The following is a 25,322-nucleotide window of genomic DNA, read 5'->3' as shown; positions in this document are numbered from 1 at the left end:
GTGTTGTGTATCTGGTGGTCATTGGTTGGATTTACGTGGTGCTCATGATGGCGGTGGCCGAAGCATCCAACACGACGGGCACCGTCCTCGGAGCCATTGTGACCTTCTTTCTTTACGGTTTGCTGCCGGTGGCATTGGTGGTTTACCTGATGCGCACCCCGCAACGCCGAAAGGAACTGAAGGCGCGTGAAGCGACCGAAGACCTGGCGCGCAAGACGCTCGCCCCATCGGGCGCAGCGCCGGTATCAGACTCTCCAGATGCAGACGGCCATGCGCCCGGTGCTGCCCAGACGGACAGCGTCCCGACGATGCGAAAAGAAACGTAAGGACTGTGTCGCGGTGCACCAGGCCTCGGTGCCGTCGTTGCCGTGGATGCGGGTGATGCCCATGGCCCGCAGCCGCAGCCGAGCCAGTGCCGACAGGTCCGCCAGGAACTTCCCGCCCCCTGCTGTCTGCGCCACGAAAGCGCACTCGGCCGCCGGATCGCTCTGCACGAACGCGGCACGCACCTCCGGCCCCACCTCGAACGCCTGGGGCCCGATGCACGGCCCCAGCCAGACGAGCATGTCGGCAGCGATTCGGTCCCGATCGGCCGACGGATCCATCTGCTGAACCGCCCTCACAAAGGCGGCAACGGTGGTCTCCAGCACGCCCTGCCCCGCGGGTTGTGCATCCACACCGGCCAGGCCGCGCCAGCCCGCATGCGCCGCCGCCACCACCGTGCCCGCGCTGTTCGTGAACAGCACCGGCAGACAGTCCGCGACCATGATGGTGCAGGCCACGCCGCTGCGGGTGCTCAGACTGGCGTCGGCCACCGTGCCGTCGGGCGTCTGCGTGTCGAGCACCACCACGGTGGTCCCGTGCACCTGCTGGAGAAACACGGGCCGTGCCGCGATGCGCCCGCCCAGCCGCGCGCGGTTGGTCGCCACGCATTCGGGCGCGTCGCGCACATGGTCGCCGAGGTTGAAGCTGTCAAACGGTGGTGCGGACACGCCACCCGAGCGGGTGGTGAACAAGGCCCGCACCCCCGGCGGCGCGGGCCAGTCGGGGACGATCCCGTCTTCTGCGCGCAGGGGCATCAAGCTTCGTTGTCCGGGCAGGCCGAGGGCTGTGCCTGCTGGAACGCGGGCAAAGCCATGCAGGCGTCGAACGCCGCCATGGTGCGGGGCAGGCCATCGAGCGGTGTGTCGAAGCGCCGGGCGTTGAAGATCTGCGGCACCAGGCAGCAGTCGGCCAGCGTGGGCGTGTCACCGAAACAAAATGGAGACGCAGGACCCTGCGCCAGCTGTCGCTCGAAGACCTCCAGCCCGGTGCGCACCCAGTGCCGGTACCAGGTGTTCTTGGCCTGCTCGTCCACCTTGAGCTCACGGCTGAGGTACTTGAGCACCCGCAGGTTGTTCACGGGATGGATCTCGCAGGCGATCACCTGCGCCAGCGCGCGCACGCGGGCCCGGGCAAGCGGGTCCGCCGGCACCAGCGCGGGCACGGGATGCACCTCGTCGAGGTATTCGATGATCGCCATCGACTGCGACAGGCGCGTGCCGTCGTCCAGCTCCAGCACCGGCACCAGGCCTTCGACGGCGATGTCGCCGAACGCGGGCTGCTTGTGCTCGCCCTTGGCCAGGTGCACCGGCACGTATTCGTAGGCCAGACCCTTGAGCGCGAGCGCGATGCGCACACGGAACGAGGCCGAGGATCGGAAGTAGTTGTAGAGCTTCATGGCCGCCAAGGATAAACCGGTTGGCGTGCCCTGTCCCGACACACCAACCCACCCGTTTTCAGAGCGGGTTGGTGTTCTTCCCGTGACTCAGCGCGCCGGAACGATGACCAGCGTATCGCCCTGCGTGGTCGCGCCCCGGGCACCGGTGCTGCCTGTGCTGCCGGTGGCGCCCGTTGCACCGGTATAGCCGGTTGCTCCGGTGCTGCCCGTGGCGCCGGTATAACCGGTCGCACCCGTATCGCCTGTGGCACCGGTGGCACCCGCGCCGCCCGTGGCGCCGGTGTAGCCGGTGGTTCCCTTGGCACCGGTGGCGCCCGTGCCCCCCGTGTCGCCTGTGGCACCGGTATAACCCGTTGCACCGGTGGCGCCGGTCGCTCCGGTGGCGCCGGTCGGGCCCGCGGGCAACGAGAAGCAGGCGGTCAACGCCAGCGTGGTCGCGGCAACGGCGATGAGTTTGATGGAGTGCATGGTGGTTCCTTGGTCGCTTACAAGGACCGCCCCCACATGAAGAGAGGCCCTGCAGAGTTGATCAGCTTCTGGCACGGAGGTTGAGCTTCGGCAGATCAGGCCATCGCACGGTTTGAGCGGAAGCGCGGCGTGTGGGCCCGCGCATCCGTCTCGACCAAGCTTAGGCAGATGACGCGGTGCAGTCGGTACGCTGGCGCGCATAGCCCCTCCGCCCGAGAAGCATCCCCCCTTGCGCGTAGCCAGCCCCACGCACGCAGGGCCTACTTCGCCAGGTAGGCCACCAGCCCCCGCAGGGTGAAGAGCCGCGGGTAGTCGGCCTCGGGTATGGCGACGTCACTGCCCTGGCTCAGGCCGATGATGAAGTTGAGAAAGTCCATCGAATCGAGGTCCAGCGCCTCGCGCAGGTCTTCGCTGTCCCCCACGCCGGACAGGTCGGCTTCGGGTGCGATGCCGGCCAGCACGTCGGCGGCAAGTCGTCGAATGTCGGATGCGTTCATCGAGGCTCCCATGCGGTTTCAAAGGTCTTGGGGAGATTGCAGGGCCCGCTCAATGGCCGCGAGCAACCGGCCCCCCAGGTGCCCGTCGCTGGCGCGGTGGTCCGCGGCGAGCGTGACGTTCACCACCGGGCGCACCTGCACCTGGCCATCGACCACCCAGGGGCACGGCACCACGCGGCCGAAACCGACGATGGCGACCTGCGGCGGGTAGATCACGCCCAGCACACTCTGCGCGCCACGCTCGCCCAGGCTGGTGACGGTGATGGTGGGGTCGGTCAGCTCGGAGCTGCGCAGGCGACCGCTGCGGGCGCGCTGCACCAGGTCGCTCAGGGCCGCCATCAGCTCGGTCAGGGAGGCCCGGTCGGCGTCGTGGATGGCGGGGGCCACCAGCCCCCCGCCGCGCAGGGCAATCGCCCAGCCGACGTGAATGCCCGTAGCGGCCCGGAAGGCGCCGTTTTCGTAGAAACCGTTGAGTTGGGGCACCTCGCGCAGCGCCCGCGCCGTGGCCTTGAGCAGCAGCACCGCGCCGAGCAGGCGCTGCTCGGGCGGGCGCTCGCGGTTCCAGGCTTCCAGCCAGTCCGAGGCGGCCATGAAGTCGATGTTGTCGCTGAGGTAGTAGTGCGGAATCTCGCGCTTGGAACGGCTCATGGCGGCCGCGATGGCCTGGCGCATCTGGACGGCGTCGAACCCGCTGGCACGCGTGTGTGGTGCAGCCGCCGCGCCGGGCGCCTGATCGGGCGCAGACGGCGCCTGGGCCGCTGCTCGGGCCACGTCGGACAGCGTGACCATGCCGCCCACCCCACTGCCTGGCAAGGCATCGGGGTTCAGGCCCAGCGCCCGCGCACGCTGCCGCGCCGCCGGACTGACCCGCGCGCGCGCCGTGGGCCCGACCGGCGGTGGCGGTGGCGCCGCGAACGCCGGTGGCGCCACAGCGGCATCCCGCCCGCCCGCGTCGGCCCTGGGTGACGTGGGTCCAGGCCGCTGTGTCACAAGCCTGCCGGCCGGCGCGGGAGCCCCTGGCGCACCCTGTGGCCTCACCTGCGCCAGCACCGCGCCCACCGGCATGTCCTGATCCAGCGCCGCCAGTTGATCGATCACGCCGTCGAGAAAGACTTCCACGTCGATCGCGCCCTTGTGGGTTTCCACCACGGCCACGACGTCGCCCGATTTCACGCGGTCGCCCGGCTTCACCAGCCACTGGACCACCTTGCCCGTTTCCATGTCGGCGCCCAGCGAGGGCATGAGGAAATCGGCCACGCTGTGCTACCCCGGGTTCACCAGGCCGCGTGCGGCCGCCACGATGTCGCTCACCTGTGGCAGCGAGGCCTCTTCCATCTGTGCCGCATAGGGCACCGGCACCTCGCGGCTGCAGACGCGGCGCACCGGGGCATCGAGCTCGTGCAGCGCGTCTTCGGCCAGTCGGGCGGAGATCTCCGCCGAGATCGAGCCGCTTTTCCAGCCCTCGTCCACGATCACGCAGCGGTGGGTGCGGGCCACGGATTCGATGACCGCGGCAATGTCCAGCGGACGCAGCACGCGCAGGTCGATCACGTCGGCGCTGATGCCCTCGCCCGCCAGCGCGTCGGCCGCGGCCAGGCACTTCGGCAGGCTGTTGCCATAGGTGATCAGGCTCACGTCCGAACCGGAGCGCCGCCGTCTGGCGTGCGCGATGTCCACCGCCGTGACGGCCGGATCGATCTCGTCTTCGGCGTTGTAGAGCACCACGTGCTCGAACAGCAGCACCGGGTTGGGGTCGGCCAGCGCCGCCGCCAGCATGTGGCGGGCGTCTTCCACCGTGGCGGGCGCCAGCACCTTGAGCCCCGGTATGTGCGCATACCAGCCCTCCAGGCTGTGCGAGTGCTGGGCCGCCAGCTGCCGACCGCCGCCCGTGGCCATGCGGATGACCACGGGCACGGCAAACTGCCCGCCCGACATGTGCGACAAGGTGGCCGCGTTGTTCATGATCTGGTCCAGCGCGAGCATGCTGAAATTGCAGGTCATGATCTCCACGATGGGCCGCAGACCGGTGAGCGCCGCGCCGATGCCCGCGCCCACAAAGCCGTTCTCCGCCAGTGGCGTGTCGCGAATGCGGGCGGGGCCGAATTCCTCCAGCAAGCCCTTGGTCACCGCATAACAACCGCCGTACTTGCCCACGTCCTCGCCCATCACGAAACAGCGGGGGTCCGACAACAGTGCCTCGCGGATCGCCTGCCGACAGGCTTCGCGGTAGGTCATCTTCATGGGGGTCGTGTTCATCGCACCTCCTGCCGAGTCGCCACCCAAGGGATGCAAGCGCGGTGGGTCATGCCGCCTGCTCCTGCACGACGCTGTCCATCAGGACGAAGCGTTCCAGTTCGGCCACCGGCTCCAGCGTGCCCGCCTCGGCAAAAGCCACGGCGGTGTCGATCTCGGCGGCGATGCCTGCGTCGATCGCGGCCGCCTCGTCGGGGCTCAGCAAGTGGTTGTCCTCCATCCAGCGGCGCAGGCGCTCGATCGGGTCGCGGCGTTTCCAGCCCTCAACCTCCTCGCGCGTGCGATAGGCCTGGGTATCGAACATCGAATGCGCGCGGTAGCGGTAGGTGCGGCATTCCAGAAAGAAAGGCCCCAGGCCGGCGCGGACGTGATCCACCGCCCGGCGGGCAGCCGCGGCCATCTGCACCGGTTCCATGGCGTCGACCTGCGCGCTGGCCATGCGGTAGGCCTCGGCCTTGCGGTACACGTCGGTCTGCGACTCCGCGTCCTTCAGGGGCACGCCCATGGCGTACAAGTTGTTTTCGCAGACGAACAGCACCGGCAGTTGCCAGAGGGCGGCCAGGTTCATGCTTTCGTGAAACGCCCCCTCGGCCACCGCCCCTTCGCCGAAGAAGCAGGCGGTGAGCGCGCCGGGGCGCAGCTGCTTGTCGGCCATGGCGATGCCCACGGCCAGCGGCAGGCTACCACCCACGATGGCGTTGCCGCCGAAGAACCGCCGTTCGCGGTCGAAGATGTGCATGGAGCCACCACGCCCGCGGCAACAGCCTTCGAGCTTGCCCAGCATTTCGGCCATCAGCGCCCGCATGGGCACGCCGCGCGCCAGCGCCTGGCCGTGTTCACGGTAGGTGGCCACCACCGCGTCGCGCGCCTCCAGCGCGGCCATCACGCCCACGGCCACCGGCTCCTCGCCGTCGTACAGGTGCAGGAAACCCCGGATCTTCTGCGCCTGGTAGAGCTCGACGCACTTGGCCTCGAAGCGGCGGATGCGCAACATCTCCCGGTACAGGTGGTGCAGGTGCGCGCGGTCCAGATGGAGCTTGTCGGTCATGTCGTGGCCTCAGTCATCAGCGGGCCTGCCGCCGGGCCGCCCCAAGGCAGGACCAGCCCCCCGGGGGGGGGGCAGCGACCCGCGGAGCGGCGGAGCGTGGGGGCTCTCATTTCTTTTCGTCGCTTTCCAGCGTGGACAGATCGCCCTCGGGCAGACCGAGCTCGCGCGCCTTGAGCAGGCGGCGCATGATCTTGCCGCTGCGCGTCTTGGGCAGGTTGTCGCGGAAATCGATCTGCTTGGGCGCCACCGCCGCGCCCAGGCGCTTGCGGGCATGGCCCAGCAGCTCGCGCCGCAGCGCCTCGCTCGCCTCGTGGCCCGGCTTGAGGGCCACGAAGGCCTTCACCACCTCGCCCGCCATCGGGTCGGGAATGCCGATGACGCCAGCCTCGGCCACGGCCGGATGTTCCATCAAGGCGCTCTCCACCTCGAAGGGCCCGATCAGGTGGCCGGACGACTTGATCACGTCGTCGGCACGGCCGACGAACCAGTAGTAGCCATCGGCGTCCCGGCGCACCAGATCGCCCGTGAGGTACCAGCCGTCCACGAAGCACTTGCGGTAGCGCTCGTCCTCGTGCAGGTAGCCGCGCATCATGGACGGCCAGGGCGTTCGCAGTGCCAGTTCGCCATCCACGTCGGGCGTCGCGATCGGTTCGACATGCCCGCCCTCGGTCCGGCGCACGACCGCGGCGACGATGCCCGGCAAGGGCTTGCCCATGGAGCCGGGGCGGATGTCCATCGCCGCGTAGTTCGACACCATGATGCCGCCCGTTTCGGTCTGCCACCAGTTGTCGTGGAACGGCAGGCCAAACGCCTCCAGCCCCCAGACCACGGCCTCCGGATTCAGCGGCTCACCCACACTGGCCATGAATCGCAACGCCGACAGATCGACACCCTTCAAGGCCTCGGCGCCGAGCTTCATCATCATGCGGATGGCGGTGGGCGCGGTGTACCAGACGCTCACGCGCTCGCGCTCGAGCACGCCGTACCAGGTCTGCGCATCGAACTCGGCCTCGACCACCACATTGGTCACGCCGCAGACCAGCGGCGCGATGACGCCATAGCTCGTGCCCGTGACCCAGCCCGGGTCCGCCGTGCACCAGAACACATCGTCGTCGTGCAGATCGAGCGCGTAGCGGCCGGTGACCATGTGCGCCAGCACGGCGGCGTGCACGTGCACCGCCCCCTTGGGCCGGCCGGTGGTGCCGCTGGTGAAATGCAGCAGGGCCATGGACTCCGGATCGGTCGGGGCGATGGTGTAGGCGGTGGGGGCGGGTGACACCAGCGCTCCCCAAGGGTGCACCCCACCCTCGTCCGACGGCACCGCACCCACCACGATCACGTGCCGCAGGCCGGGCAGGCGCTCGCGCAGATCCTGCACCTTGCGTTGGTACAGCTCCGGCGTCGTGACCAGCACGCGCGCGTCGCCCAATTCGGCCCGCGTGACGATGGGCTCGGGCCCGAACGCCGAAAACAGCGGCGTCACGACACAGCGCGCCTTGAGCGCGCCCAGCAGCGCCACGTACAACTCGGGCAGGCGCCCCATCAGGATGAACACGCGCTCGCCGGGCTGTACTCCCAGGTGTTCGAGCGCATTGGCGAACTGGTTGGTGGCCCGCGCCAGGTCCGCGTAACTGAACTCGCGCCGCTCGCCGTTCTTGCCCAGCCAGCGGATCGCGGTCTTGTGGCCCCGGCCGTGCAGCACGTGGCGGTCCACCGCCTCGTGGGCGATGTTCAGCCCGCCGCCACCGGGCAGACCATCAAGCTGCCCCAGTGCCTCGGGCCAGCTGAACCGGGCGACCGTGGCGTCGTAGTCGGTCAGGTTGGGCGGTGACGCATGAACCTCGGGCTTGTGAATGGGTGCATGTGCCATGGACGGTCTCCTGGATTCACTCGCGTTGGGCCGGCGGCGACGTCGGCTGGGGTGTCTGCAGCATACGCCCCAGCAGGTCCATCGGGAGCGGGAATACGATGGTCGAGGCGCGGTCGCCGGCCACCTGGGTCATGGTCTGCAGGTAGCGCAGCTGCATGGCCTCGGGCTGTTGCGCGAGCATCCGCGCCGCTTCCAGCAGGGAAACCGCCGCCTGTTTTTCGCCTTCGGCGTGGATCACCTTGGCGCGCCGTTCGCGCTCGGCCTCGGCCTGGCGCGCAATGGCGCGCACCATGGACTCGTTCAGGTCGATGTGCTTGATCTCGACGTTGGTCACCTTGATGCCCCAGGCGCCGGTCTGCGCGTCCAGGATCTGCTGCACGTCGAGGTTCAGCCGCTCGCGCTCGGCCAACATTTCGTCAAGCTCGTGTTTGCCCAGCACCACACGCAAGGTGGTCTGCGCGAGCTGGCTGGTGGCCATGAGGTAGTTTTCCACCTGGATGATGGCCTTGTCGGCCGCCACCACGCGAAAGAACACCACCGCGTTGACCTTGACCGACACGTTATCGCGCGAGATCACGTCCTGCGGCTCCACGTCCATGGTCACCACGCGCAGATCGACCCGCACCATCTGCTGCAGGCCGGGAATCACGAGCACCAGGCCCGGGCCCTTGACCCTCCAGAACCGGCCCAGCTGGAACACCACGCCGCGCTCGTACTCGCGCAGGATGCGAAACGACGACGCCAGCAGGATCAGCACGACGGGCACGAGAACCGTGCCCAGCCCCAGGTTGAAATCAAACATCGTGGGTGCCTCCTTCCGATGGGTGGGGAGATGGGGGCGGTGTGGCGGCCTCCGGCCGCACCTGCAGCGACAGGTCGTGCAGGGCCTCCACGCGCACGCGCTGCCCGGGTCGCAGCGCAGTGTCAGCGCGCACCTGCCAGCGCTCGCCACGGACCTCGGCCCAGGCCTGACCGTCCTGCACCTGGACCACCTCGCCCAGGGCGCCGATCATGTCTTCGCCTCCGCTGACCACGGGGGCGCGGCGCGCCCGCAGCGCCATGCCACCACCCAGCAGCACCGCGGCCCCGGCGGTGACGGCGATGCCGAAGAGCAGCGGCAGCGGCACGCCCATGCCGGGCACGTCGCGGTCGAACAGCAGCAGGCCGCCGGTGATGAACGCCACGACACCGCCCACGCCCAGCACGCCAAACGACGGCGACAGCAGCTCGGCGGCGAGCAGCGCAAAACCGAGCAGGATCAGGGCCAGGGCCGCGTAGTTCACGGGCAGCAACTGCAGCGCGAACATCGCGAGCAGCAGGCAGACCGCGCCCACCGTGCCGGCCAGGCCGAAGCTGGGCGAGGAAAACTCGAACATCAGGCCGTAGACCCCGATCATCAGCAGGATCAGCGCCAGGCTGGGGTTGGCGATCACGCCCAGCAGGCGGTGGCGCCAGTCGGGGGGCTGGGCGACGGTGCCCAGGCCACGGGTCTGCAGGCGCAGTTCGCCACTGGCCATGCGCACGGTGCGCCCGTCGATCTGGCGCAGCAGGTCCGGGAGGTCGCTGGCCACCACGTCGACCACCTTCTCGCGCAGGGCCTCGGTCGCGCTCAGGCTCACCGCTTCGCGCACCGCGCGCTCGGCCCACGCCACGTTGCGCCCGTGCCGGATGGCCAGGCCGCGGATGAAGGCGGCCGCGTCGTTGACCTGCTTGGCGGTCATGGCGTCCGCCGGCGACGCGGGGGCGGGTGCGCCGGGTTTGCCGGGCTCCCCTTTGGGAGCCGGGTCGGCGTCGGGCCGCTCCCTGGGGGGCTGCGGCGCGCCGGGCATGCCAATGGCCACAGGCGTGGCCGCGCCCAATGTGGTGGCCGGCGCCATGGCGGCGACGTGGCTGGCGTAGAGGATGTAGGTGCCGGCGCTGGCCGCGCGCGAGCCCGGCGGGCTCACATAGGTGACCACGGGCACCGGCGAAGCCAGCACGGCCTGGATGATCTGGCGCATGGAGCTGTCCAGCCCGCCCGGGGTGTCGAGCTCCAGCACCACCAGGGGGGCGCCCTGCCGCTGGGCGCGCTGCAGGCCGCGAACGATGTAGTCGGCGCTGGCCGGCCCGATGGCGTCGTGCACCGTGAGCACGGTGGCCGGAGCAGCGGCATGCGCGGCGAACCCCGCCAGGCCCAGCAGCAGCGCCAGCAGTGCACAGCGCCCCGCAGCGCCGAAGGCTCGCCCGCCAGACACCGCGGCATGCACGACCCGATCGAACCGCATCGCACCTCCTGCAGGAAGGACAACGAGCCCACTGTAAGAGCCTGAGGGGCATCCTGCAAGCCAACCGCCCGGGGACGGCGCTGGCATGGCGGGCATGCTTCATCGCCGCCGGGGTGGCGGCGTCACCGCCCTACCCGGCGTGCCCCACGCCCCGCCGCGAGGCGTTCAAGCCGCGGAGCGGCCGACCGCAACGAGCTCGCGCAACACCTCGGCCACCACCGGCACGATGCTCACCGTGTTGCTCGGGTGGGGGATGCAGTCGGTGCTCCAGATCTGGCCCGCGCCCGCTTCGCGGATGAGCCGCACCGCGTCGGCGGCGAACAGCGCGTGCGTCACGGCCACGTCCACCGAGGCCGCGCCCGCCGCGCACAGCAGCCGCGTGGCCTGCGCCACCGTGTGGCCCGAGCTGGCCACGTCGTCCATCAGCACCACCTGGCGCCCGGCCACGGGCATGGCGGGCAGCTCGATCTCCACCTCGTGGTCGCCGTGGCGGGTCTTGCGACACACCGCGTGGTCCCAGCCAAAGCGCTGCGCGGCGCTGGACACCCATTGCAGCGACTCCTCGTCGGGCCCGATCAGCACCGGCCGCACCCGGTTGCGCGCGATGTGGTCGGCCAGCAGCGGCGCGCCGCTGAGCACGATGGCGTCGCGCACCGGCACGGCCTCGCTCAGCATGGTCACGCGGTGCAGGTGCGGGTCCACGGTGATGACCGCGTCGAACAGGCTGGCGAGAAAACCGCCGATCACGCGCTGGCTGACCACCTCGCCGGGGTTGAAGGCGATGTCCTGGCGCATGTAGGCCAGGTAGGGCGCCACCAGCGTGAGGTGCTGCGCGCCGAGCTGGCGCGCCGTCTGCGCGGCCAGCAACAGCTCGACCAGTTTTTCGTTTGGCTGGTGCAGGCCGCGCCAGAGCACCACGCGGGCCGGCAGGGCTTCGGGCAGGCGCAGGCGCAGCTCGCCGTCGGGAAAGCGGTGGCGCGCAATCACGGCCAGCTTCAGCCCGGCCGCGTGGGCGGCGCTGGCCGCGATGACCCGCTCGTTCTCAAAACACAACAGGCAGCCGGCCAGATCGTTCAGGGGTGTGCTCATCAGAACTCCACAAACACGTGGGGCAGCTGCTCCGCGCTGCCGATGCTGTAGCCGCTGGCGCGCGCGCTGGCCTGGCGCGCGAATTCGAGGTCAGCGGCGTAGCTGGCGTACACGCGGTAGAGCACCTCGCCCGCGACCACCGGCTCGCCCAGCTTGCGCAGCAGGTCCACGCCCGCGCCCTGCACCTTGGGCGCGCCGGCCAGCCGTGCGATGAGCGCGATCTGCAGGTTGTCGATGCCCGCCACCAGGCCCGACTCGGGCGCCACGACGTCCAGCGTGAGCGTCCCCAGCGGCGGGTGGTGGTGGTCGAAACCGTGCGAGCCCTGGGCCTCGATGATGGCGCGCATCTGCGCCAGCGCGCGGCCCGAGTCGAGGATGTCCCGTGCGATGCGAAAGCCGTCGCCACCGCGCACGTCGGGGCTGCATTCGATGATGCGGCCCGCCAGCCGCAGCGACTTCTGCCGCAGGTCGTTCGGGGCCTGCGGGTCGTTTTCCAGCACCTGCATCACATCGCGCGCCTCCAGCACCGGTCCCACACCACGGCCCACGGGCTGCCGGCCGTCGGTGATCACCACGTCCAGCGAGAGGTGCAGGCGCTGCGCCACATACTCGAACAGGCGGCGCAGGCGCTGCGCCTCGGGCATGGAGCGCACCTTGGCCGTGGGGCCGATGGGAATGTCGAGCACCAGGTGGGTGGCGCCGGCGGCGATCTTCTTTGACAGGATGGAGGCCACCATCTGCCCCGGCGAATCGATGGACAGCGGCCGCTCGACCGAGATCAGCACGTCGTCGGCTGGCGAGAGGTGGGCCGTGCCGCCCCAGGCCAGGCAGCCTTTGTGCGCGCGCACGATCTCGGTGAGGCGGTCGAACGGCAACTGCACATTGGCCAGCACTTCCATGGTGTCGGCCGTGCCCGCGGGCGAGGTGATGGCGCGCGACGAGGTCTTGGGGAACACCAGGCCGTAGGCCGCGACGATGGGCACCACCAGCATGGAGGTGCGGTTGCCCGGGATGCCGCCGATGCAGTGCTTGTCCACCACCAGCGGCTCGTGCCAGTCGAGCCGGCGGCCCGCGGCCACCATGGCTTCGGAGAGGAAGTACACCTCCTCGCGGTCGAGCTCGCTGCGGTTGCTGGCGACCACGAAGGCGGTCAGTTCGATCTTGGAGTAGCGCAGCTCGGCGATGTCGCGCACGATGGCGTGAAAGTCGTCTCGGCCCAGGCGCTCGCCGTTGATCTTGCGAAACAGCGCGGGAATGGACTCGGGCGGCTCGGCCTGCGAGACCGAAGCCGGGTGGCCGTCGAGCACTTCGAGCTGCCTGAAGGCGTCTTCCGATACGCCCAGCTGGTGGCGCCCGACGATGCTGGCGTCGTCCACCACGTTGAGCGTGGCCAGGATGCGTTTGCCGTTGGCGCGCACCTCCACCTTGGACAGGGCCTGGAAACCCTCGGCCCGGTAGACCGCGCAATCGCGGTGCAGGTAGGCCACGTTCTCGTGGTAGGTGTCGATGGCCACGCGGCGCAGCACGAGGCTGCCACGGCAGGGGGTGTCTTGTTCCGGTTGGGCGCTCATGTCGGCACGATACACCCCCGAAAGACCCGAGCGACCGGCAAGGCACGCCCACTTCGGTTTTCCATGGCCCCGCAGCACCACCCCGAGGCACGAAACCGTGCCCTGGGACCCACTCCCTCTCCGGCGCGACATGTCTTCCACCCAGGATGCGGTGGAACCGGCTTCGCCGGGCCACTCGCATCGCCCCCTGGGGGGTGACGGCCCGCAGGGCCGGCGCAGGGGGGCCCCGTCCTCAGCCCACGACCAGCCGCATCCCCGGCATGAAGCGCTCGGACTCCGCGCGCCGCTCCAGCGCCAGCCGCATGTTCATCTGCGCCACCTCGGTGTGCTCCACCGCGAGGGCCTGTGCACGCGCGCCCTCGCCGCGCTGCAACGCGTCGCACAGCATGTGGTGCTGGCGATGGGCGTAGAGCATCCAGTCGCGGTCCAGCGCCACCGTGCCCTGCATGGGCAACATGGCCGAGGCGGGAGCGAACGGCAGCTTGTCGTTGAGCGCCACAGCGCGCTGCAGCGCCCGGTTGCCGCAGGCCTCCAGGATCAGCGCATGGAAGCGGTCGTTCATGGCCGCGTAGGCGGCGTAGCTCTCCATCGTCAGCGGCTGGGCCTGGAGCAGGCGGTCGCCCTCGTCCAGACAGGCCCGCAGACCACCCTGGAGCTGGCGCGACACGCCGTGTTCGGCCACCAGCCGCGCAGCCATGCCTTCCAGATGGCCGCGCACCGCGATCGCGTCGGTCACCTCCTGGGCAGTGAACTGGCGCACCAGGTATTTGCCGGTGTCGTTGGCCTCGACCAGCCCCTCCTGCTCCAGCGTGACCAGCGCGGCGCGCACCGGCGTGCGCGAGGCCCCCAGCCGCTCGGCCAGTTGCTGCTCGGCCAGCCGCTGGCCGGGCGCGAACTCGCCGCTCAGGATCAGGTCGCGCAGTTGCATCAAAACGGTTTCTTGCAGGCTCATGCCGCAAACTGTACACTGAATCGACAAAATGGGATACCGTTTAACAACCCTCTCTCGCCCGCCTACAGGAGCCCCCGCATGAAAGCCGAACTGAACCAGCGCATCACCCAGGTCGGGCCCGGCACACCGGGCGGTGAGCTGCTGCGCCGCTACTGGCAGCCGGTGGCCCTGCTCGACGAGTTCAACCCGGCGCTGGACCCGGCCATGGGCGTGCGCCCGGTGAAGGCGGTGCGGGTGCTGGGGCAGGACTTCGTGCTGTTCAGGAACGCACAAAGCGCCTTCGGCCTGCTCGACCGCGACTGCCCGCACCGCGGCGCCGACCTGGCCTACGGCCGCAACGAGGGCGACGGCCTGCGCTGCCCCTTCCACGGCTGGAAGTTCGACGTGTCAGGCCAGTGCACCGAAACCCCGGCCGAGCCCGCCGGCAGCACGCTGTGCACCCGCATCCGGCAGCGCAGCTACCCGCTGGTGGAAAAAGCGGGCGCGCTGTTCGGCTGGTTCGGCCCCGAGGGCAGCACGCCACCGCCCTTCCCCGCGCTGGACTGCTTCGAGGCGCCCGCCACGCACAGCTTCGTGTTCAAGGGCCTGTGGCACTGCAACTGGCTGCAGGCCTTCGAGGTCGGCATCGACCCGGCGCACGCCTCGTACCTGCACCGCTTCTTCAACGACGCTTCGCTCGAAGACAGCTACGGCAAGCAGTTCCGCGGCGCCAGCGTGGGCGAGGTGGGCGGCGAGCGCTGGCCCATGACCAAGGTGATGCGCGAATTCGGCCAGCCACAGATCAGCTTCACGCAGCAGCCCTACGGCATCCAGCTGACCGCCCTGCGCCCCATGACCGAGGCGCTCACCCACGTGCGCATCACCAACGCGGTGTTCCCGCAGACCTTCGTGATCCCGCTGTCCGAAACCATGACGATCACGCAGATGCACGTGCCGGTGGACGACACGCACAACTACTGGTTCGCCTTCTTCACCAGCTTCGCCGATCCCGTGGACAAGAACACCATGCGCAACCAGCGCCTGGACGCCGTCACCCTGCCCGACTACATCCCGAAGTCCGGCCGCCACAACCAGTGGGGCTTCAACGCCGAAGAGCAGCAGAACCGCACCTACCTCGGCATGGGCGAGGACGACATCAACGTGCACGACCAGTGGGCCTGCGAGAGCATGGGCGCCATCCAGGACCGCACGCGCGAACACCTGGGCACCACCGACAAAGTGATCATGGCGAACCGGCGCATGTTGTTGCAGGCCATGGACACCGTGGCCGCAGGGGGCACACCGCCCGGCATCGCCGACCCGGCACAACACGCCAGCATCCACGGCCCCGACACGGTGGACGGCATCGCCCCCGCCGAGGGTTGGCAGGCCTGGTGGCAAGACGCCGTGCGCGCCAAGCGCGCGGGCGCGCCCTGGCAGAACGCCGCCGCGCAGCCCGCCACCGAAACGGCCGGCGCGAAATGAGCCCTTTCGCCCAACGCTGCGGCATCCACGACGCGGCCCGCGAAGCCGCCTGCCTGCAGACCGCCCAGCTCATCGAAGCCAGCGGCGTCCAGCGCGTGCGCCTGGGCTGGTGCGACGCGCACGGCATGCTGCGCGGCAAGACGTTGATGGCGCACGCCGCGATCAAGGCGCTGCGCGACGGCGTGGGCATGGTCGGCACGCTGATGCTCAAGGACACGGCCGACCGCACCGCGTGGAAGGTGTTCGAGCCCGGTGGCGCGGACGACCTGCCCGGGTTTGCCGGCGCGGCCAACCTGATGCTGCTGCCCGACCCGGCCAGCTTCACCCCCCTGCCCTGGCAGGCCCACACCGGCTGGCTGCGCTGCCAGCCCTGGTTTCCCGACGGCACGCCCGTGCCGCTGGACACGCGGCGCGTGCTGCAGCGGGCGCTGGCGCGGCTGGCCCAGGCGGGCTATGGGCTCAAGACCGGGCTCGAAGTGGAATTCCACATCTACCGCATCACCGACACCGCGCCCCAGCTCGACCCCGAGCGCGCCGCCTGGCCCGGCCTGCCGCCGCAGGTGGAAATGATCCACCCCGGCTACAACCTGCAGTCCGAGGCCCTGATCGACCTGGCCGATGAGCCGCTGGCCATCGTCATGCGCACCGCGCAGGCGCTGGGCCTGCCGCTGCAGTCGCTGGAAATCGAGCTCGGCCCGAGCCAGGTCGAAGCCGTGTTCGACGCCACCGACGCCCTCACCGCGGCCGACCAGATGGTGCTGTTTCGCAACGGCGTGCGCCAGGCGCTGCGCCGCGCGGGCTACCACGCCACCTTCATGTGCCGCCCGCCGTTTCCGAACATCATGTCCAGCGGCTGGCACCTGCACCAGTCGCTGGTGGACCTGAAAACCGGGGCCAACGCCTGCGTGCGCGAAGCGCCCGCAGCGGGCAGCAGCCGCGCCGACGCGCGCCACACGCTGTCGGACGCCGGCGCCCACTGGCTCGCCGGCCTGCTGGCCCACGCCCCCGGCATGACGGCGCTGTGCACGCCCACCATCAACGGCTTTGCCCGCTTCCGCCCCAACGCGCTGGCACCTCAGAGCGTGATCTGGGGCCAGGACAACCGCGGCGCCATGCTGCGCGTGGTGGGGGCGGCGGGCGACGCCGCCACCCGCATCGAAAACCGCGTGGGCGAACCGGCGGCCAACCCCTACCTCTACATCGCCGCGCAGATCCACGCCGGGCTCGACGGCCTGGAGCGCGGCCTCACGCCCCCGCCCGCCTGCGAAACCCCCTACGCCGACGGTTTCGAGAAAATCCCCGGCACACTGGGCGATGCGCTGGACGCCCTGCGCGACGACGCCGCGCTCAGCCAGGGCCTGGGCTCCGACGTCGTGCGCTATTTCCGCCGCATCAAGCGCAGCGAAATCGACCGCCACGCCCAGGCCGACGACAAGGCCGATTTCGAACGGCGCGAATACTTCAGCCGCATCTGAACCCTTCCACCACCATGATCCACATCCGATTCATCGCCGCCGACCAGTCGGTGCAAGACATCCAGGCCGAACCCGGCCAGAGCCTCATGAAGGCCGCCGTGGACGCCAACGTGCGCGGCATCGAAGCCGACTGCGGCGGTACCCTGACCTGCGCCACCTGCCACGTCATGGTCAACGCGCCCTGGATTCACCAGCTGCCGCCCCCGGTGGCCGACGAGGGCGACATGCTGGACTTCGCCGCCTGCCCGGCCCAGCCCGACAGCCGCCTGAGCTGCCAGATCGTGCTCACGCCCGAGCTCGACGGCCTGGTGGTGCGGTTGCCGGCGAAGCAGCATTGACCCCCCCCCCCGCGGCGCTTCGCGCCACCCCCCAGGGGGCGATGCCCTGCGGCCTGGCAAAGCCAGTTCCGCGGCATCCTGGGCACAGGCACGTGCGCCGGAGGCACACTGTGCTGCCGCGAGTTTTCTTTAACCTCTTTCCCTCCCTCTTATGACCTCCTACACCTTCACCCCGCCCCCCGTCGTGTCCGTGCCCGTGGTCGGCCGTGCCGAGCGCTTTCCGGTCCACCGCATCTACTGCGTGGGCCGCAATTACGAAGAACACGCCAAAGAGATGGGCTTCACCGGCCGCGAGCCGCCGTTCTTCTTTCTCAAGCCGGCCGACGCCATCGTTGTCGCCGAGCCGGGCCACGTGGCCACCATCCCTTATCCCAGCCTCACGGCCAACCTGCACCACGAGATTGAACTGGTCGTGGCGATCGGCCGGGGCGGGCGCGGCATCAAGGCCGAAGACGCCGCCAGCCACATCTACGGCTACGCGGTCGGCCTGGACATGACGCGCCGCGACCTGCAGACCGAGATGAAGAAGCAGGGCCGGCCGTGGTGCATCGGCAAGGGCTACGACCAGTCCGCCCCCATCGGCCCGATCACCCCCGCGGCGGACGCGGGCGACATCCACCACGCGGCCATCTGGCTGCAGGTCAACGGCAGCGACCGCCAGCGCAGCGCGGTCAGCCAACTCATCTGGAACGTCGCCGAAACCATCGAGCACCTCTCCAACGCCTGGGAGCTGCAGGCCGGTGACCTGATCTACACCGGCACCCCCGCGGGCGTGGGCGCGGTGGTGCGCGGCGACACCATGACCGGCGGCATCGACGGGTTGAGCGGCATCACCGTCCAGGTGGCCTGAACCCCGGCCCGCCGGCCCCGGGTTTACCCCCGGGGGCTCCTTCCTATAATTCCGCAGGGGTGAATTGGTTTTACAAAAATAAATCACGCAAACCTCACCCGCGATCCCGTTTGCGGGTTTGACCCCTGCCCGACGCGGTGCGAAACCCTTACCGTTGCCGGGTCTTGCCTTCCCTCATTTTTCGACCGACCCCAGGAGACCTCCCCATGATCCAGCGCAGAACCCTGCTTCAATCCGGTGCCGCCGTGGCCTTTGGCGCGCCCGCCCTCGTCGGCTTCGCCCAGCAGACCGTCACCCTCAAGTTCCACACCTTCATGTCGCCGCAGTCCAACGTGTGGCTCAACATGCACAAGGCCTGGATGGACAAGGTCACCAAGGACTCCGACGGCCGCATCAAGTTCGAGGCCTATCCCGCCATGCAGCTGGGTGGCTCGCCGGTGCAGCTCTACGACCAGGCCAAGGACGGCGTGGTGGACATCGTCTGGACCCTGCCGGGCAACACCCCGGGTCGCTTCCCGCGCATCGAGGTGTTCGAGCTGCCGTTCATGATGAACAACGCCGAAGCCACCTCCAAGGCCTACTGGGAATACGTGCAGACCGTCGCCAAGGACGAGTTCAAGGAAGTGCAGCCGATCGCCCTGCAGGTGCATGGCCCGGGCATGTTCCACATGCGCAACAAGCAGGTCAAGACCGCCGAAGACCTCAAGGGCTCCAAGGTGCGCGGCCCGACCCGCCAGATCACCAAGATGCTCGGCTACCTGGGCGCCACGCCCGTGGGCATGCCGCTGCCGCAGATCCCCGACGCGCTCTCCAAGGGCGTGATCGACGGCTGCGTGATCCCCTGGGAAGTGGTGCCCGCGGTGAAGGTCCAGGAACTGGCCAAGTTCCACAGCGAGTTCGACCCCTCGGGCGGCGCGCTCTACACCACCACCTTCATCCTGGCGATGAACAAGGCCAAGTACTTCTCGCTGCCGCCCGACCTCAAGGCCGTCATCGACAAGAACTCGGGCCTGGAAACCTCGGCCTGGCTGGGCAAGGTGCAGCAAAGCGGCGACAAGCCGGGCCGCGAGTCCGCCGTGAAACTCGGCAACACGATCCACACCATCCCCGCGGCCGAGGCGCAGGAATTCAAGCGCAAGGCCCGCCTGGTGGAGGTGGAGTGGGTGCAGGACATGGACAAGCGCGGCTTCAACGGCAAGCAGCTGCTCGACACCGCCAAGGCCCTGATCGAAAAGCACGGCAAGACCACCAAAGGCTGAGCGCCACCCGCGCCGGGGCCCGCGCCCCACGCGTCTTGAAGGGCTCCGCAAGGGGCCCTTTTTCATTTCCCCCTACACTTTGCGGCATGCACCGCAGCCCCATCCAGCACTGCAGACAATGCGGCGCCGCCGTCAGCTACCGCATCCCCGACGACGGCGACACCAAGCCCCGCGCGGTCTGCCCCGCCTGCCACACCATCCACTACGAAAACCCGCTCAACGTGGTCGGCACCGTGCCCGTGTGGGGCGAGACCGGCGAATACGTGCTGCTCTGCCTGCGCAACATCGAACCCCGCCGGGGCAAGTGGACACTGCCCGCGGGCTTCATGGAGCTGGGCGAAACCACCGCGCAGGGCGCGGCCCGCGAGACCGACGAAGAAGCCGGCGCACAGTTCGAGATGGGCGACATCTTCACCCTCATGAACGTCGCGCGCGTGGGCCAGGTCCACATGTACTACCGCGCGCGCCTGCTCAGCACGCAGTTCAACCCCGGCACCGAAACCATCGAAGCCCGGCTGTTCACCGAAGACCAGATTCCCTGGGACGAGATCGCCTTTCGCACCGTCAAGGAAACGCTGGAACACTATTTCGCCGACCGGCGCGCGGGCCGTTTCGGTTTTCACGCCTTCGACATCGCCTGAGCGCAGCGGCTGAGCCCATGGCGTTCGCACCGATGGGCTTGACCGGTCGCGCCATCGACCGCTGGGCCGCCCGCCCGGTGCTCACCGGCAGCAGCCTGCTGTTCGCCGCCGGACTGGCGGGCCTGTCCCAGGCGCAGGGCACGGTGGGCCTGATGCTGGCCTGACTGGTGCTGGGCATCGCCATGGGGGCGGGCTCTACGAAGCGGCTTTTTCCGCCCTGGTCCGGCTGCAGGGCACCCAGGCACGGACATCCATCACCGGCATCACGCTGCTGGCCGGCTTCGCCAGCACCGTGGGCTGGCCCTTGAGCGGTCTGCTCGAAGCCCAGGTCGGCTGGCGCGGCGCCTGCCTGGCCTGGGCCGGGCTGCACCTGCTGGTGGGCCTGCCACTCAACCTGGCGCTGCCCCGCGCCGCGGCCCTGGACTTCAGACCCGTTCGATGACCAACGCGATCCCCTGCCCCACGCCAATGCACATGGTGCACAGCGCGTAGCGCCCGCCCGTGGCGTGCAGGCGGTTCACCGCCGTGGTGGCCAGGCGTGCGCCGCTGGCACCCAGCGGGTGGCCCAGGGCGATGGCGCCGCCCCAGGCGTTCACGCGTTCATCGTCGTCTTTCAGACCCAGGGTGCGCAGCACGGCCAGGCCTTGCGCGGCGAAGGCTTCGTTGAGTTCGATCACGTCGAGCTGGTCCAGCGTGAGGCCGGTGAGGGCCAGCACCTTCTGCGTGGCCGGGGCCGGCCCCATGCCCATGATGCGCGGGGCCACACCGGCCGTGGCCATGCCGACGATGCGGGCCTTGGGTGTGAGGCCGTTCTTCGCCGCCGTGGCCTCGTCGGCCAGCAGCAGCGCGCAGGCGCCGTCGTTCACGCCGCTGGCGTTGCCGGCCGTCACGCTGCCGTCCGGTTTGACCACGCCCTTGAGCTTGGCCAGGGCTTCGAGGCTGGTTTCGCGCGGGTGTTCGTCGGTGTCCACGACGAGGGCGTCGCCCTTTTTCTGCGGGATGCTCACCGGGCAGATCTCGCGCGCCAGGTGACCGGCCTGGATCGCGGCCACGGCTTTCATCTGGCTGGCCAGGGCCATGCGGTCCTGGGCTTCGCGCTCGATCTTGAACTCGGTCGCCACGTTTTCGGCGGTTTCGGGCATGGAATCGACGCCGTACTGGGCTTTCATGAGTTTGTTAACGAAGCGCCAGCCGATGGTGGTGTCGTAGACGGCGTTGTTGCGGCTGAAGGCGCTCTCGGCTTTGGGCATGACGAAGGGGGCGCGGCTCATGCTTTCCACGCCGCCGGCGATCATGAGGCCGGCCTCACCGGCCTTGATGGCGCGGGCGGCCGTGCCCACGGCGTCCAGGCCGGAGCCGCACAGGCGGTTGATGGTGGCGCCGGGCACCTCCAGCGGCAGGCCGGCGAGCAGGCTGCTCATGCGGGCGACGTTGCGGTTGTCCTCACCGGCCTGATTGGCGCAGCCGTAGAGCACGTCGGTGATGGCGGCCCAGTCCACGCTCGGGTTGCGCGCCATCAGGGCGCGCAGCGGGATGGCGCCGAGGTCGTCGGTGCGCACGCTGCTGAGGGCGCCGCCGTAGCGGCCGAAGGGGGTGCGGATCGCGTCGCAGATGTAGGCCTGGGTCATGGGGTGTCCTGTTGGGGAAGGTGGAACAGGCTGGTCGCTTCGAGGTCCAGCACCTCGTGGCCGGCCGCGTTGAAGAGTTGCCAGCGCCAGCGCAGGATGCCGAGCGTGGGCTTGCTGCTGGCCCGGCGTGTGTCGATCACCGTCGCGCGCAGGCTCAGCCGGTCCCCGGCGCGCACCGGGTGTGGCCATTTCACGTAGGCCAGCCCTGGCGAGGCAAACGACTCCGAGCCCTGCAAGGCCGCGTCGGCGACCAGCCGCATGGCGATGCCGCAGGTCTGCCACCCGCTGGCGATCAGCCCGCTGTGGATGCCGGCAACGGCCGCTTGCGGATCGGTGTGAAACCACTGGGGGTCGTACCGTTGCGCAAAGTCGATCAGCTCGGCTTCACCCAGCTCGTAGGGCCCCGCCTCGATGACCTGCCCCGCATGGAATTCGACGAACTTCATGTGTGTTTCCTTCTGAGCCAGGGGCTGACACGGTAGCGCTCACCGCGGTAATGCGCGTCGAGCGCCTCCAGCACCTGCGTGACGCCAGCCACGCTCCAGCGCGCCAGCCACTCGAACGGCCCGGCCGGGTAGTTGACGCCGAGCTTCATCGCGGCGTCGGCGCCTTCGGGGGTGCACACGCCTTGCAGCACGGCGTCTGCGGCTTCGTTGATCAGCATGGCGATCGTGCGCGCCACCACCAGCCCGGGGGCATCGGCCATGGGCACGGGCACAAAGCCGAGTGCGGTAAGCCACGCCGGGGCCTGCTCGCGCCAGTCGGCCCTGGCCTGCGGTGCCACCGCATAGGCGAGCGCGCCGCCGGGAGCCGCTGGCCACAACAGCGGGCGGTCGAACACCGCCACATCGGCAACCCCTTCACGCGCCGCGATCTCACCCGCGGTGCGTCCATCCGTCAGCACGAGCCGGGCGGCGCCGATGGCCAGGCCCACCCAGGCGCTCTGTCGCTGGCGCGAGGGCGCTGCGTCGCCGGACAAGCGGCCCTCGGCGACGAGCTGTTCCAGCCGGTCGGCGATCTCGCCGTCGCCGTGCACGGTGACGGGTCCCATCGCCAGCGGCACCTCGGGCGCGGTTGCGGGCAACGCCGGCACGCCCTCGGGGTAGGTGTAGAAGCCGCGCCCGCTCTTGCGGCCCAGCAGGCCACCGTCCACCAGCTCGCGCTGCACCAGCGAAGGCACGTAGCGCTTGTCGCCAAAGTTGGCCTCGAAGACCGAGTTCGTGACGGCGAAGTTGGTGTCGTGGCCGATCAGGTCCATCAGCTCACAGGGCCCCATGCGAAAGCCCGCCGCCTTCAAGCAGGCGTCCAGGCGCTGCGGCGTGGCCACCTGCTCCTGCAGCAGGGCCAGGGTCTCGGCGTAATACGGTCGCGCGATGCGGTTGACGATGAAGCCCGGCGTGCTCCGCGCGTGCACCGGCACCTTGCCCCAGGCCACGCTCAGGGCTTCGATGGCCTGTGCCACCGCGGCATCGGTCTGCAGGCCGGACACCACCTCCACCAGCTTCATTTGCGGCACGGGGTTGAAGAAATGCATGCCCACGAAACGCTCGGGCCGCTGCAGGCCGTTGGCGATGGCGGTGACGGAAATCGACGAGGTGTTGGACGCCAGGATGGCGGTCTCGCCGACCACCGACTCCAGTTGCCGGAACAGGCTGCGCTTGGCATCGAGGTTTTCGACGATGGCCTCGACCACCAGTGCGGCGCCCGCGGCCGCGTCCAGCGAGCCGATGGGCTCGATGCGCGCCAGTGTGGCCACCGCGGCCTCGGCGGTGATCCTGCTCTTGGCCACCAGGCCGTCGAGCGTCGCCGCGAGCTTCGACTTGGCCTGCGCCGCGGCACCCTCGCGCATGTCGAACAGAAACACCGGGTGGCCCGCCTGGGCCGCTACCTGCGCGATGCCCGCGCCCATAATGCCGGCGCCGACAACCAGCACCGGCGCGTTGTGGAGAGGGGTCATGTGGCGCTCGGAATCCAGGTGGCGGGCCGTTTGGCGAGGAAGGCGGCGAAGCCCTCGCGCGCCTCGTCGGTGCCGCGCACGCGGCCGATGGTCTGTGCGGTCAGCTCGCGCGCTTCGGGCGTGATCGGTCCGACCTGCAGCTGAGCAAACAGCTGCTTGATCTCGCGCTGGGCGTTGGGGCCACCGGCGAGCAGCTCCTGGACGGTCGCATCCACCGCAGCGTCCAGCGCCTCCGGCGGCACCACCTGCTGCACCAGACCGATGGCCAGCGCTTTCGCGGCACCGATGCGTGTGGTGGTGAGGGCCAGCCACTTCGCCTGGCGCTTGCCCACCGCGTTGGTCACATAGGGGCCGATCACGGCCGGCAGGATGCCGAACTTCGCTTCGCTGACGGAGAAACTGGCGTTGTCGGCGGCCACCGCGACATCACAGGCGCAGGTCAGGCCGACGCCCCCGCCGAGCGCCGCGCCCTGCACCCGCGCCACCGTGGGCTTGGCGCAGGCTTCGATGCGCGCCAGCATGCCGGCAAAACGGCGTGCGTCCGCCAGATTCCATTCATGGCTCGCGGCGCTGGCGCGCTGCATCCACTGCAGGTCGGCCCCCGCGCTGAAATGTTTGCCATCGCCCGCCAGCACGATCACGCGCACGGAAGGATCGGCCTCCAGCTCGGTGAACGCAGCGTCGAGTTCGCCGATCATGGTCTCGTCGAAAGCGTTGAACACCGCCGGGCGCGACATGGTGACCTGGGCCACGCCAGGGGCGCGCCGCGAAACGACCAAGGTATCAAAAATGCTCATGTCCGTGGGTCCGTTCATCAATAGGTTTCCAGGTGCAGCCGCCCCTCGCGCCTGAGCGCCGCGCCGATCTGCTCCCAGCTCAACCCGGCCTGGGTCGCCACATCGCGCAGCGCCAGCACCACACCCTCTTCCATGCTCTTCAAGCCACACACGTAGAAATACGTGTTCGGGTCCTGCAGCAGCACGGCCAGGTCGGCCGCGCGCTCGCGCATCGCGTCCTGCACGTAGCGTTTGGGTTTGTTCTTCTCGCGCGAGAAGGCGAAGTGGGTGTCGATGAAGTCCTTGGGCAGGTTCTGCAAGGGGCCGAAGTACGGCAGTTCTTCTTTCGTGCGCGCACCGAAGAACAGCATCAATTTCCCGCCCTCGAACTTGCCGCTTTGCCGCAGGCGCCGGCGCCACTCCGTCATCGCCCGCATGGGCGCGCTGCCCGTGCCGGTGCAGATCATCACGATGTTGGATTTGGGGTGATTGGGCATCAGGAAGCTGGTGCCGAAGGGCCCGATCACCTCGACCGTGTCCCCCACCTGCAGGTCGCACATGAAGTTGCTGGCCACACCGCGCACGGGCTGGCCCTGGTGGTCTTCGAGCACGCGCTTGATGGTGAGCGACAGGTTGTTGTAGCCCGGGCGCTCGCCGTTGCGCGGGCTGGCGATGGAGTATTGGCGCGGGTGGTGCGGCCTGCCCTGGGCGTCGGTGCCGGGCGGCACGATGCCGATGGACTGGCCTTCGAGCACGGGGAAGGGCATGGCGCCGAAGTCGAGCACGATGTGGTGGGTGTCGTAGTCGTGGCCGGCCTGTTTGCCCACTTCGGTCACGCGCACGTTGCCGGTGACGGTGGCCGTGACGGTCTTCTGCGCGGCCTTGGGGCCGTAGAGGTTGGTGTAGGCGTGGGCGGCGCTCCAGGGCGGGATGATCGATCCGTAGGCGGCGGACTTGAAGCTTTCCTGGCCGCTGGGGTCGGTGGAGGGTGTTTCGGCGGCGGCTTCGGTCTCGGTGGTGGCGGGTTCGGCCACATCGGCCACTGCATCACCCACGAGTGCGGCGCGCTCGGCCGCCGTGAGTTCGGCCGGCAGGCTGTCCCAGCTGAACTGCTCGGCCAGCGAATAGGCCTTGATGCGCGGCATGGTGCGGTAGTTGTCGATGGAGCCGGTGGGGCACGGCGAGATGCAGTCGTTGCACCA

The 25,322-nt window shown here is 69.5% G+C and carries 25 protein-coding genes and 1 pseudogene; 8 read left to right on the top strand and 18 right to left on the bottom strand.

All coding sequences use genetic code 11. The features are described 5' to 3' along the window. Positions 1-5: 5 nt before the first annotated feature. Entirely contained in the window at positions 6-326 is a 321-nt protein-coding gene (locus AC07YZ_RS00130; RefSeq protein WP_494794020.1) for a hypothetical protein, read from the top strand. Here the strand turns inward: AC07YZ_RS00130 and pgeF are convergent. From pgeF to AC07YZ_RS00065, 13 genes are all read right to left on the bottom strand, one after another. Next, on the bottom strand, positions 246-1,079 hold the full coding sequence (gene pgeF, locus AC07YZ_RS00125) for a peptidoglycan editing factor PgeF (protein WP_494793247.1): 834 nt from the start codon (positions 1,077-1,079) through the stop codon (positions 246-248). The two genes, AC07YZ_RS00130 and pgeF, sit on opposite strands and share 81 nt — an antisense overlap. After that, entirely contained in the window at positions 1,079-1,720 is a 642-nt protein-coding gene (maiA, locus tag AC07YZ_RS00120; protein WP_226493402.1) for a maleylacetoacetate isomerase, read from the bottom strand. Before maiA ends, pgeF begins: the two co-directional genes overlap by 1 nt. An 87-nt stretch (positions 1,721-1,807) precedes the next feature. Further along, positions 1,808-2,188, bottom strand: a complete 381-nt coding sequence (locus tag AC07YZ_RS00115; RefSeq protein WP_226493403.1) for a hypothetical protein — start codon at positions 2,186-2,188, stop codon at positions 1,808-1,810. A gap of 260 nt (positions 2,189-2,448) precedes the next feature. Next, positions 2,449-2,685, bottom strand: a complete 237-nt coding sequence (locus AC07YZ_RS00110) for an acyl carrier protein (RefSeq protein WP_494793246.1) — start codon at positions 2,683-2,685, stop codon at positions 2,449-2,451. A gap of 18 nt (positions 2,686-2,703) precedes the next feature. Next, a complete protein-coding gene (locus AC07YZ_RS00105) occupies positions 2,704-3,942 on the bottom strand; it encodes a dihydrolipoamide acetyltransferase family protein (protein WP_494793245.1) in 1,239 nt (412 codons plus the stop codon). 6 nt (positions 3,943-3,948) lie between these two features. Beyond that, complete coding sequence (locus tag AC07YZ_RS00100; RefSeq protein WP_494793244.1) at positions 3,949-4,941, bottom strand: alpha-ketoacid dehydrogenase subunit beta; 993 nt, start codon at positions 4,939-4,941, stop codon at positions 3,949-3,951. A 46-nt stretch (positions 4,942-4,987) separates the two neighbouring features. After that, the gene (pdhA, locus tag AC07YZ_RS00095) at positions 4,988-5,986 is read right to left on the bottom strand and encodes a pyruvate dehydrogenase (acetyl-transferring) E1 component subunit alpha (protein ID WP_494793243.1); all 999 of its coding nucleotides are present in this window, start codon (positions 5,984-5,986) and stop codon (positions 4,988-4,990) included. Positions 5,987-6,092: 106 nt separating this feature from the next. Continuing rightward, positions 6,093-7,856, bottom strand: coding sequence for an acetate--CoA ligase (acsA, locus tag AC07YZ_RS00090; RefSeq protein ID WP_494793242.1), 1,764 nt, complete (start codon positions 7,854-7,856; stop codon positions 6,093-6,095). 16 nt (positions 7,857-7,872) lie between these two features. Further along, complete coding sequence (locus AC07YZ_RS00085; protein ID WP_226493409.1) at positions 7,873-8,658, bottom strand: slipin family protein; 786 nt, start codon at positions 8,656-8,658, stop codon at positions 7,873-7,875. Further along, positions 8,651-10,120: an NfeD family protein gene (locus tag AC07YZ_RS00080; RefSeq protein WP_494793241.1), complete on the bottom strand. Its 1,470-nt coding sequence runs from the start codon at positions 10,118-10,120 to the stop codon at positions 8,651-8,653. Before AC07YZ_RS00080 ends, AC07YZ_RS00085 begins: the two co-directional genes overlap by 8 nt. 165 nt (positions 10,121-10,285) lie before the next feature. Next, positions 10,286-11,209, bottom strand: a complete 924-nt coding sequence (locus AC07YZ_RS00075; protein ID WP_494793240.1) for a ribose-phosphate diphosphokinase — start codon at positions 11,207-11,209, stop codon at positions 10,286-10,288. Continuing rightward, positions 11,209-12,780 (bottom strand): thymidine phosphorylase family protein, encoded by a 1,572-nt coding sequence (locus tag AC07YZ_RS00070; protein WP_494793239.1) that lies wholly within the window; start codon positions 12,778-12,780, stop codon positions 11,209-11,211. Before AC07YZ_RS00070 ends, AC07YZ_RS00075 begins: the two co-directional genes overlap by 1 nt. A 232-nt stretch (positions 12,781-13,012) precedes the next feature. Then, the gene (locus AC07YZ_RS00065; protein ID WP_494793238.1) at positions 13,013-13,732 is read right to left on the bottom strand and encodes a GntR family transcriptional regulator; all 720 of its coding nucleotides are present in this window, start codon (positions 13,730-13,732) and stop codon (positions 13,013-13,015) included. Between the two features lie 78 nt (positions 13,733-13,810). On the opposite strand from AC07YZ_RS00065, the gene AC07YZ_RS00060 reads away from it, so the two are divergent. The 7 genes and pseudogenes from AC07YZ_RS00060 to AC07YZ_RS00030 form a co-directional block, all read left to right on the top strand. Next, on the top strand, positions 13,811-15,196 hold the full coding sequence (locus AC07YZ_RS00060; protein ID WP_494793237.1) for a Rieske 2Fe-2S domain-containing protein: 1,386 nt from the start codon (positions 13,811-13,813) through the stop codon (positions 15,194-15,196). Beyond that, positions 15,193-16,671 carry a glutamine synthetase family protein gene (locus AC07YZ_RS00055; protein WP_494793236.1) on the top strand — a complete coding sequence of 493 codons (1,479 nt, stop codon included), beginning with the start codon at positions 15,193-15,195 and terminating at the stop codon, positions 16,669-16,671. The genes AC07YZ_RS00060 and AC07YZ_RS00055 overlap by 4 nt, the downstream gene beginning before the upstream one ends. A 14-nt stretch (positions 16,672-16,685) precedes the next feature. Beyond that, on the top strand, positions 16,686-17,009 hold the full coding sequence (locus AC07YZ_RS00050) for a 2Fe-2S iron-sulfur cluster-binding protein (protein WP_494793235.1): 324 nt from the start codon (positions 16,686-16,688) through the stop codon (positions 17,007-17,009). Between the two features lie 151 nt (positions 17,010-17,160). After that, positions 17,161-17,859: a fumarylacetoacetate hydrolase family protein gene (locus tag AC07YZ_RS00045; RefSeq protein ID WP_494793234.1), complete on the top strand. Its 699-nt coding sequence runs from the start codon at positions 17,161-17,163 to the stop codon at positions 17,857-17,859. A 206-nt stretch (positions 17,860-18,065) separates the two neighbouring features. After that, entirely contained in the window at positions 18,066-19,118 is a 1,053-nt protein-coding gene (locus tag AC07YZ_RS00040) for a TRAP transporter substrate-binding protein (RefSeq protein ID WP_226493418.1), read from the top strand. 86 nt (positions 19,119-19,204) lie between these two features. Further along, a complete protein-coding gene (locus tag AC07YZ_RS00035) occupies positions 19,205-19,759 on the top strand; it encodes an NUDIX hydrolase (RefSeq protein WP_494793233.1) in 555 nt (184 codons plus the stop codon). Between the two features lie 41 nt (positions 19,760-19,800). Next, a pseudogene (locus tag AC07YZ_RS00030) lies at positions 19,801-20,183 on the top strand (MFS transporter); the annotation flags it as partial. A gap of 1 nt (position 20,184) precedes the next feature. Here the strand turns inward: AC07YZ_RS00030 and pcaF are convergent. From pcaF to boxA, 5 genes are all read right to left on the bottom strand, one after another. Continuing rightward, a complete protein-coding gene (gene pcaF, locus AC07YZ_RS00025; protein WP_494793232.1) occupies positions 20,185-21,387 on the bottom strand; it encodes a 3-oxoadipyl-CoA thiolase in 1,203 nt (400 codons plus the stop codon). After that, positions 21,384-21,833, bottom strand: a complete 450-nt coding sequence (locus AC07YZ_RS00020; protein ID WP_226493421.1) for a MaoC family dehydratase — start codon at positions 21,831-21,833, stop codon at positions 21,384-21,386. The genes pcaF and AC07YZ_RS00020 overlap by 4 nt, the downstream gene beginning before the upstream one ends. After that, on the bottom strand, positions 21,830-23,344 hold the full coding sequence (locus tag AC07YZ_RS00015; protein WP_226493422.1) for a 3-hydroxyacyl-CoA dehydrogenase: 1,515 nt from the start codon (positions 23,342-23,344) through the stop codon (positions 21,830-21,832). Before AC07YZ_RS00015 ends, AC07YZ_RS00020 begins: the two co-directional genes overlap by 4 nt. Continuing rightward, on the bottom strand, positions 23,341-24,159 hold the full coding sequence (locus tag AC07YZ_RS00010; protein WP_413465771.1) for an enoyl-CoA hydratase-related protein: 819 nt from the start codon (positions 24,157-24,159) through the stop codon (positions 23,341-23,343). The genes AC07YZ_RS00015 and AC07YZ_RS00010 overlap by 4 nt, the downstream gene beginning before the upstream one ends. Further along, positions 24,159-25,322, bottom strand: a 1,164-nt coding sequence (gene boxA / locus AC07YZ_RS00005) for a benzoyl-CoA 2,3-epoxidase subunit BoxA (protein WP_494793231.1), incomplete at its 5' end; no start/stop codon positions are given. The genes boxA and AC07YZ_RS00010, both read right to left, overlap by 1 nt.

The organism is Hydrogenophaga sp. GW101-3F08, from assembly GCF_059424585.1.
Note: the sequence above shows the minus strand (reverse complement) of the source record. Positions and strands in the feature narration are given on the sequence as shown.

Excerpts from the sequence above, each read along its gene's own strand:
- AC07YZ_RS00020 (WP_226493421.1), bottom strand. The coding sequence starts at position 21,833 with ATGAAGTTCGTCGAATTCCATGCGGGGCAGGTCATCGAGGCGGGGCCC.
- AC07YZ_RS00070 (WP_494793239.1), bottom strand. The coding sequence starts at position 12,780 with ATGAGCGCCCAACCGGAACAAGACACCCCCTGCCGTGGCAGCCTCGTG.
- AC07YZ_RS00040 (WP_226493418.1), top strand. The coding sequence starts at position 18,066 with ATGATCCAGCGCAGAACCCTGCTTCAATCCGGTGCCGCCGTGGCCTTT.
- AC07YZ_RS00100 (WP_494793244.1), bottom strand. The coding sequence starts at position 4,941 with ATGAACACGACCCCCATGAAGATGACCTACCGCGAAGCCTGTCGGCAG.
- AC07YZ_RS00060 (WP_494793237.1), top strand. The coding sequence starts at position 13,811 with ATGAAAGCCGAACTGAACCAGCGCATCACCCAGGTCGGGCCCGGCACA.
- AC07YZ_RS00035 (WP_494793233.1), top strand. The coding sequence starts at position 19,205 with ATGCACCGCAGCCCCATCCAGCACTGCAGACAATGCGGCGCCGCCGTC.
- AC07YZ_RS00110 (WP_494793246.1), bottom strand. The coding sequence starts at position 2,685 with ATGAACGCATCCGACATTCGACGACTTGCCGCCGACGTGCTGGCCGGC.
- AC07YZ_RS00045 (WP_494793234.1), top strand. The coding sequence starts at position 17,161 with ATGACCTCCTACACCTTCACCCCGCCCCCCGTCGTGTCCGTGCCCGTG.
- AC07YZ_RS00075 (WP_494793240.1), bottom strand. The coding sequence starts at position 11,209 with ATGAGCACACCCCTGAACGATCTGGCCGGCTGCCTGTTGTGTTTTGAG.
- AC07YZ_RS00010 (WP_413465771.1), bottom strand. The coding sequence starts at position 24,159 with ATGAACGGACCCACGGACATGAGCATTTTTGATACCTTGGTCGTTTCG.
- acsA (WP_494793242.1), bottom strand. The coding sequence starts at position 7,856 with ATGGCACATGCACCCATTCACAAGCCCGAGGTTCATGCGTCACCGCCC.
- AC07YZ_RS00065 (WP_494793238.1), bottom strand. The coding sequence starts at position 13,732 with ATGAGCCTGCAAGAAACCGTTTTGATGCAACTGCGCGACCTGATCCTG.
- AC07YZ_RS00085 (WP_226493409.1), bottom strand. The coding sequence starts at position 8,658 with ATGTTTGATTTCAACCTGGGGCTGGGCACGGTTCTCGTGCCCGTCGTG.
- pgeF (WP_494793247.1), bottom strand. The coding sequence starts at position 1,079 with ATGCCCCTGCGCGCAGAAGACGGGATCGTCCCCGACTGGCCCGCGCCG.
- pdhA (WP_494793243.1), bottom strand. The coding sequence starts at position 5,986 with ATGACCGACAAGCTCCATCTGGACCGCGCGCACCTGCACCACCTGTAC.
- AC07YZ_RS00080 (WP_494793241.1), bottom strand. The coding sequence starts at position 10,120 with ATGCGGTTCGATCGGGTCGTGCATGCCGCGGTGTCTGGCGGGCGAGCC.
- AC07YZ_RS00115 (WP_226493403.1), bottom strand. The coding sequence starts at position 2,188 with ATGCACTCCATCAAACTCATCGCCGTTGCCGCGACCACGCTGGCGTTG.
- pcaF (WP_494793232.1), bottom strand. The coding sequence starts at position 21,387 with ATGACCCAGGCCTACATCTGCGACGCGATCCGCACCCCCTTCGGCCGC.
- AC07YZ_RS00050 (WP_494793235.1), top strand. The coding sequence starts at position 16,686 with ATGATCCACATCCGATTCATCGCCGCCGACCAGTCGGTGCAAGACATC.
- AC07YZ_RS00055 (WP_494793236.1), top strand. The coding sequence starts at position 15,193 with ATGAGCCCTTTCGCCCAACGCTGCGGCATCCACGACGCGGCCCGCGAA.
- AC07YZ_RS00015 (WP_226493422.1), bottom strand. The coding sequence starts at position 23,344 with ATGACCCCTCTCCACAACGCGCCGGTGCTGGTTGTCGGCGCCGGCATT.
- maiA (WP_226493402.1), bottom strand. The coding sequence starts at position 1,720 with ATGAAGCTCTACAACTACTTCCGATCCTCGGCCTCGTTCCGTGTGCGC.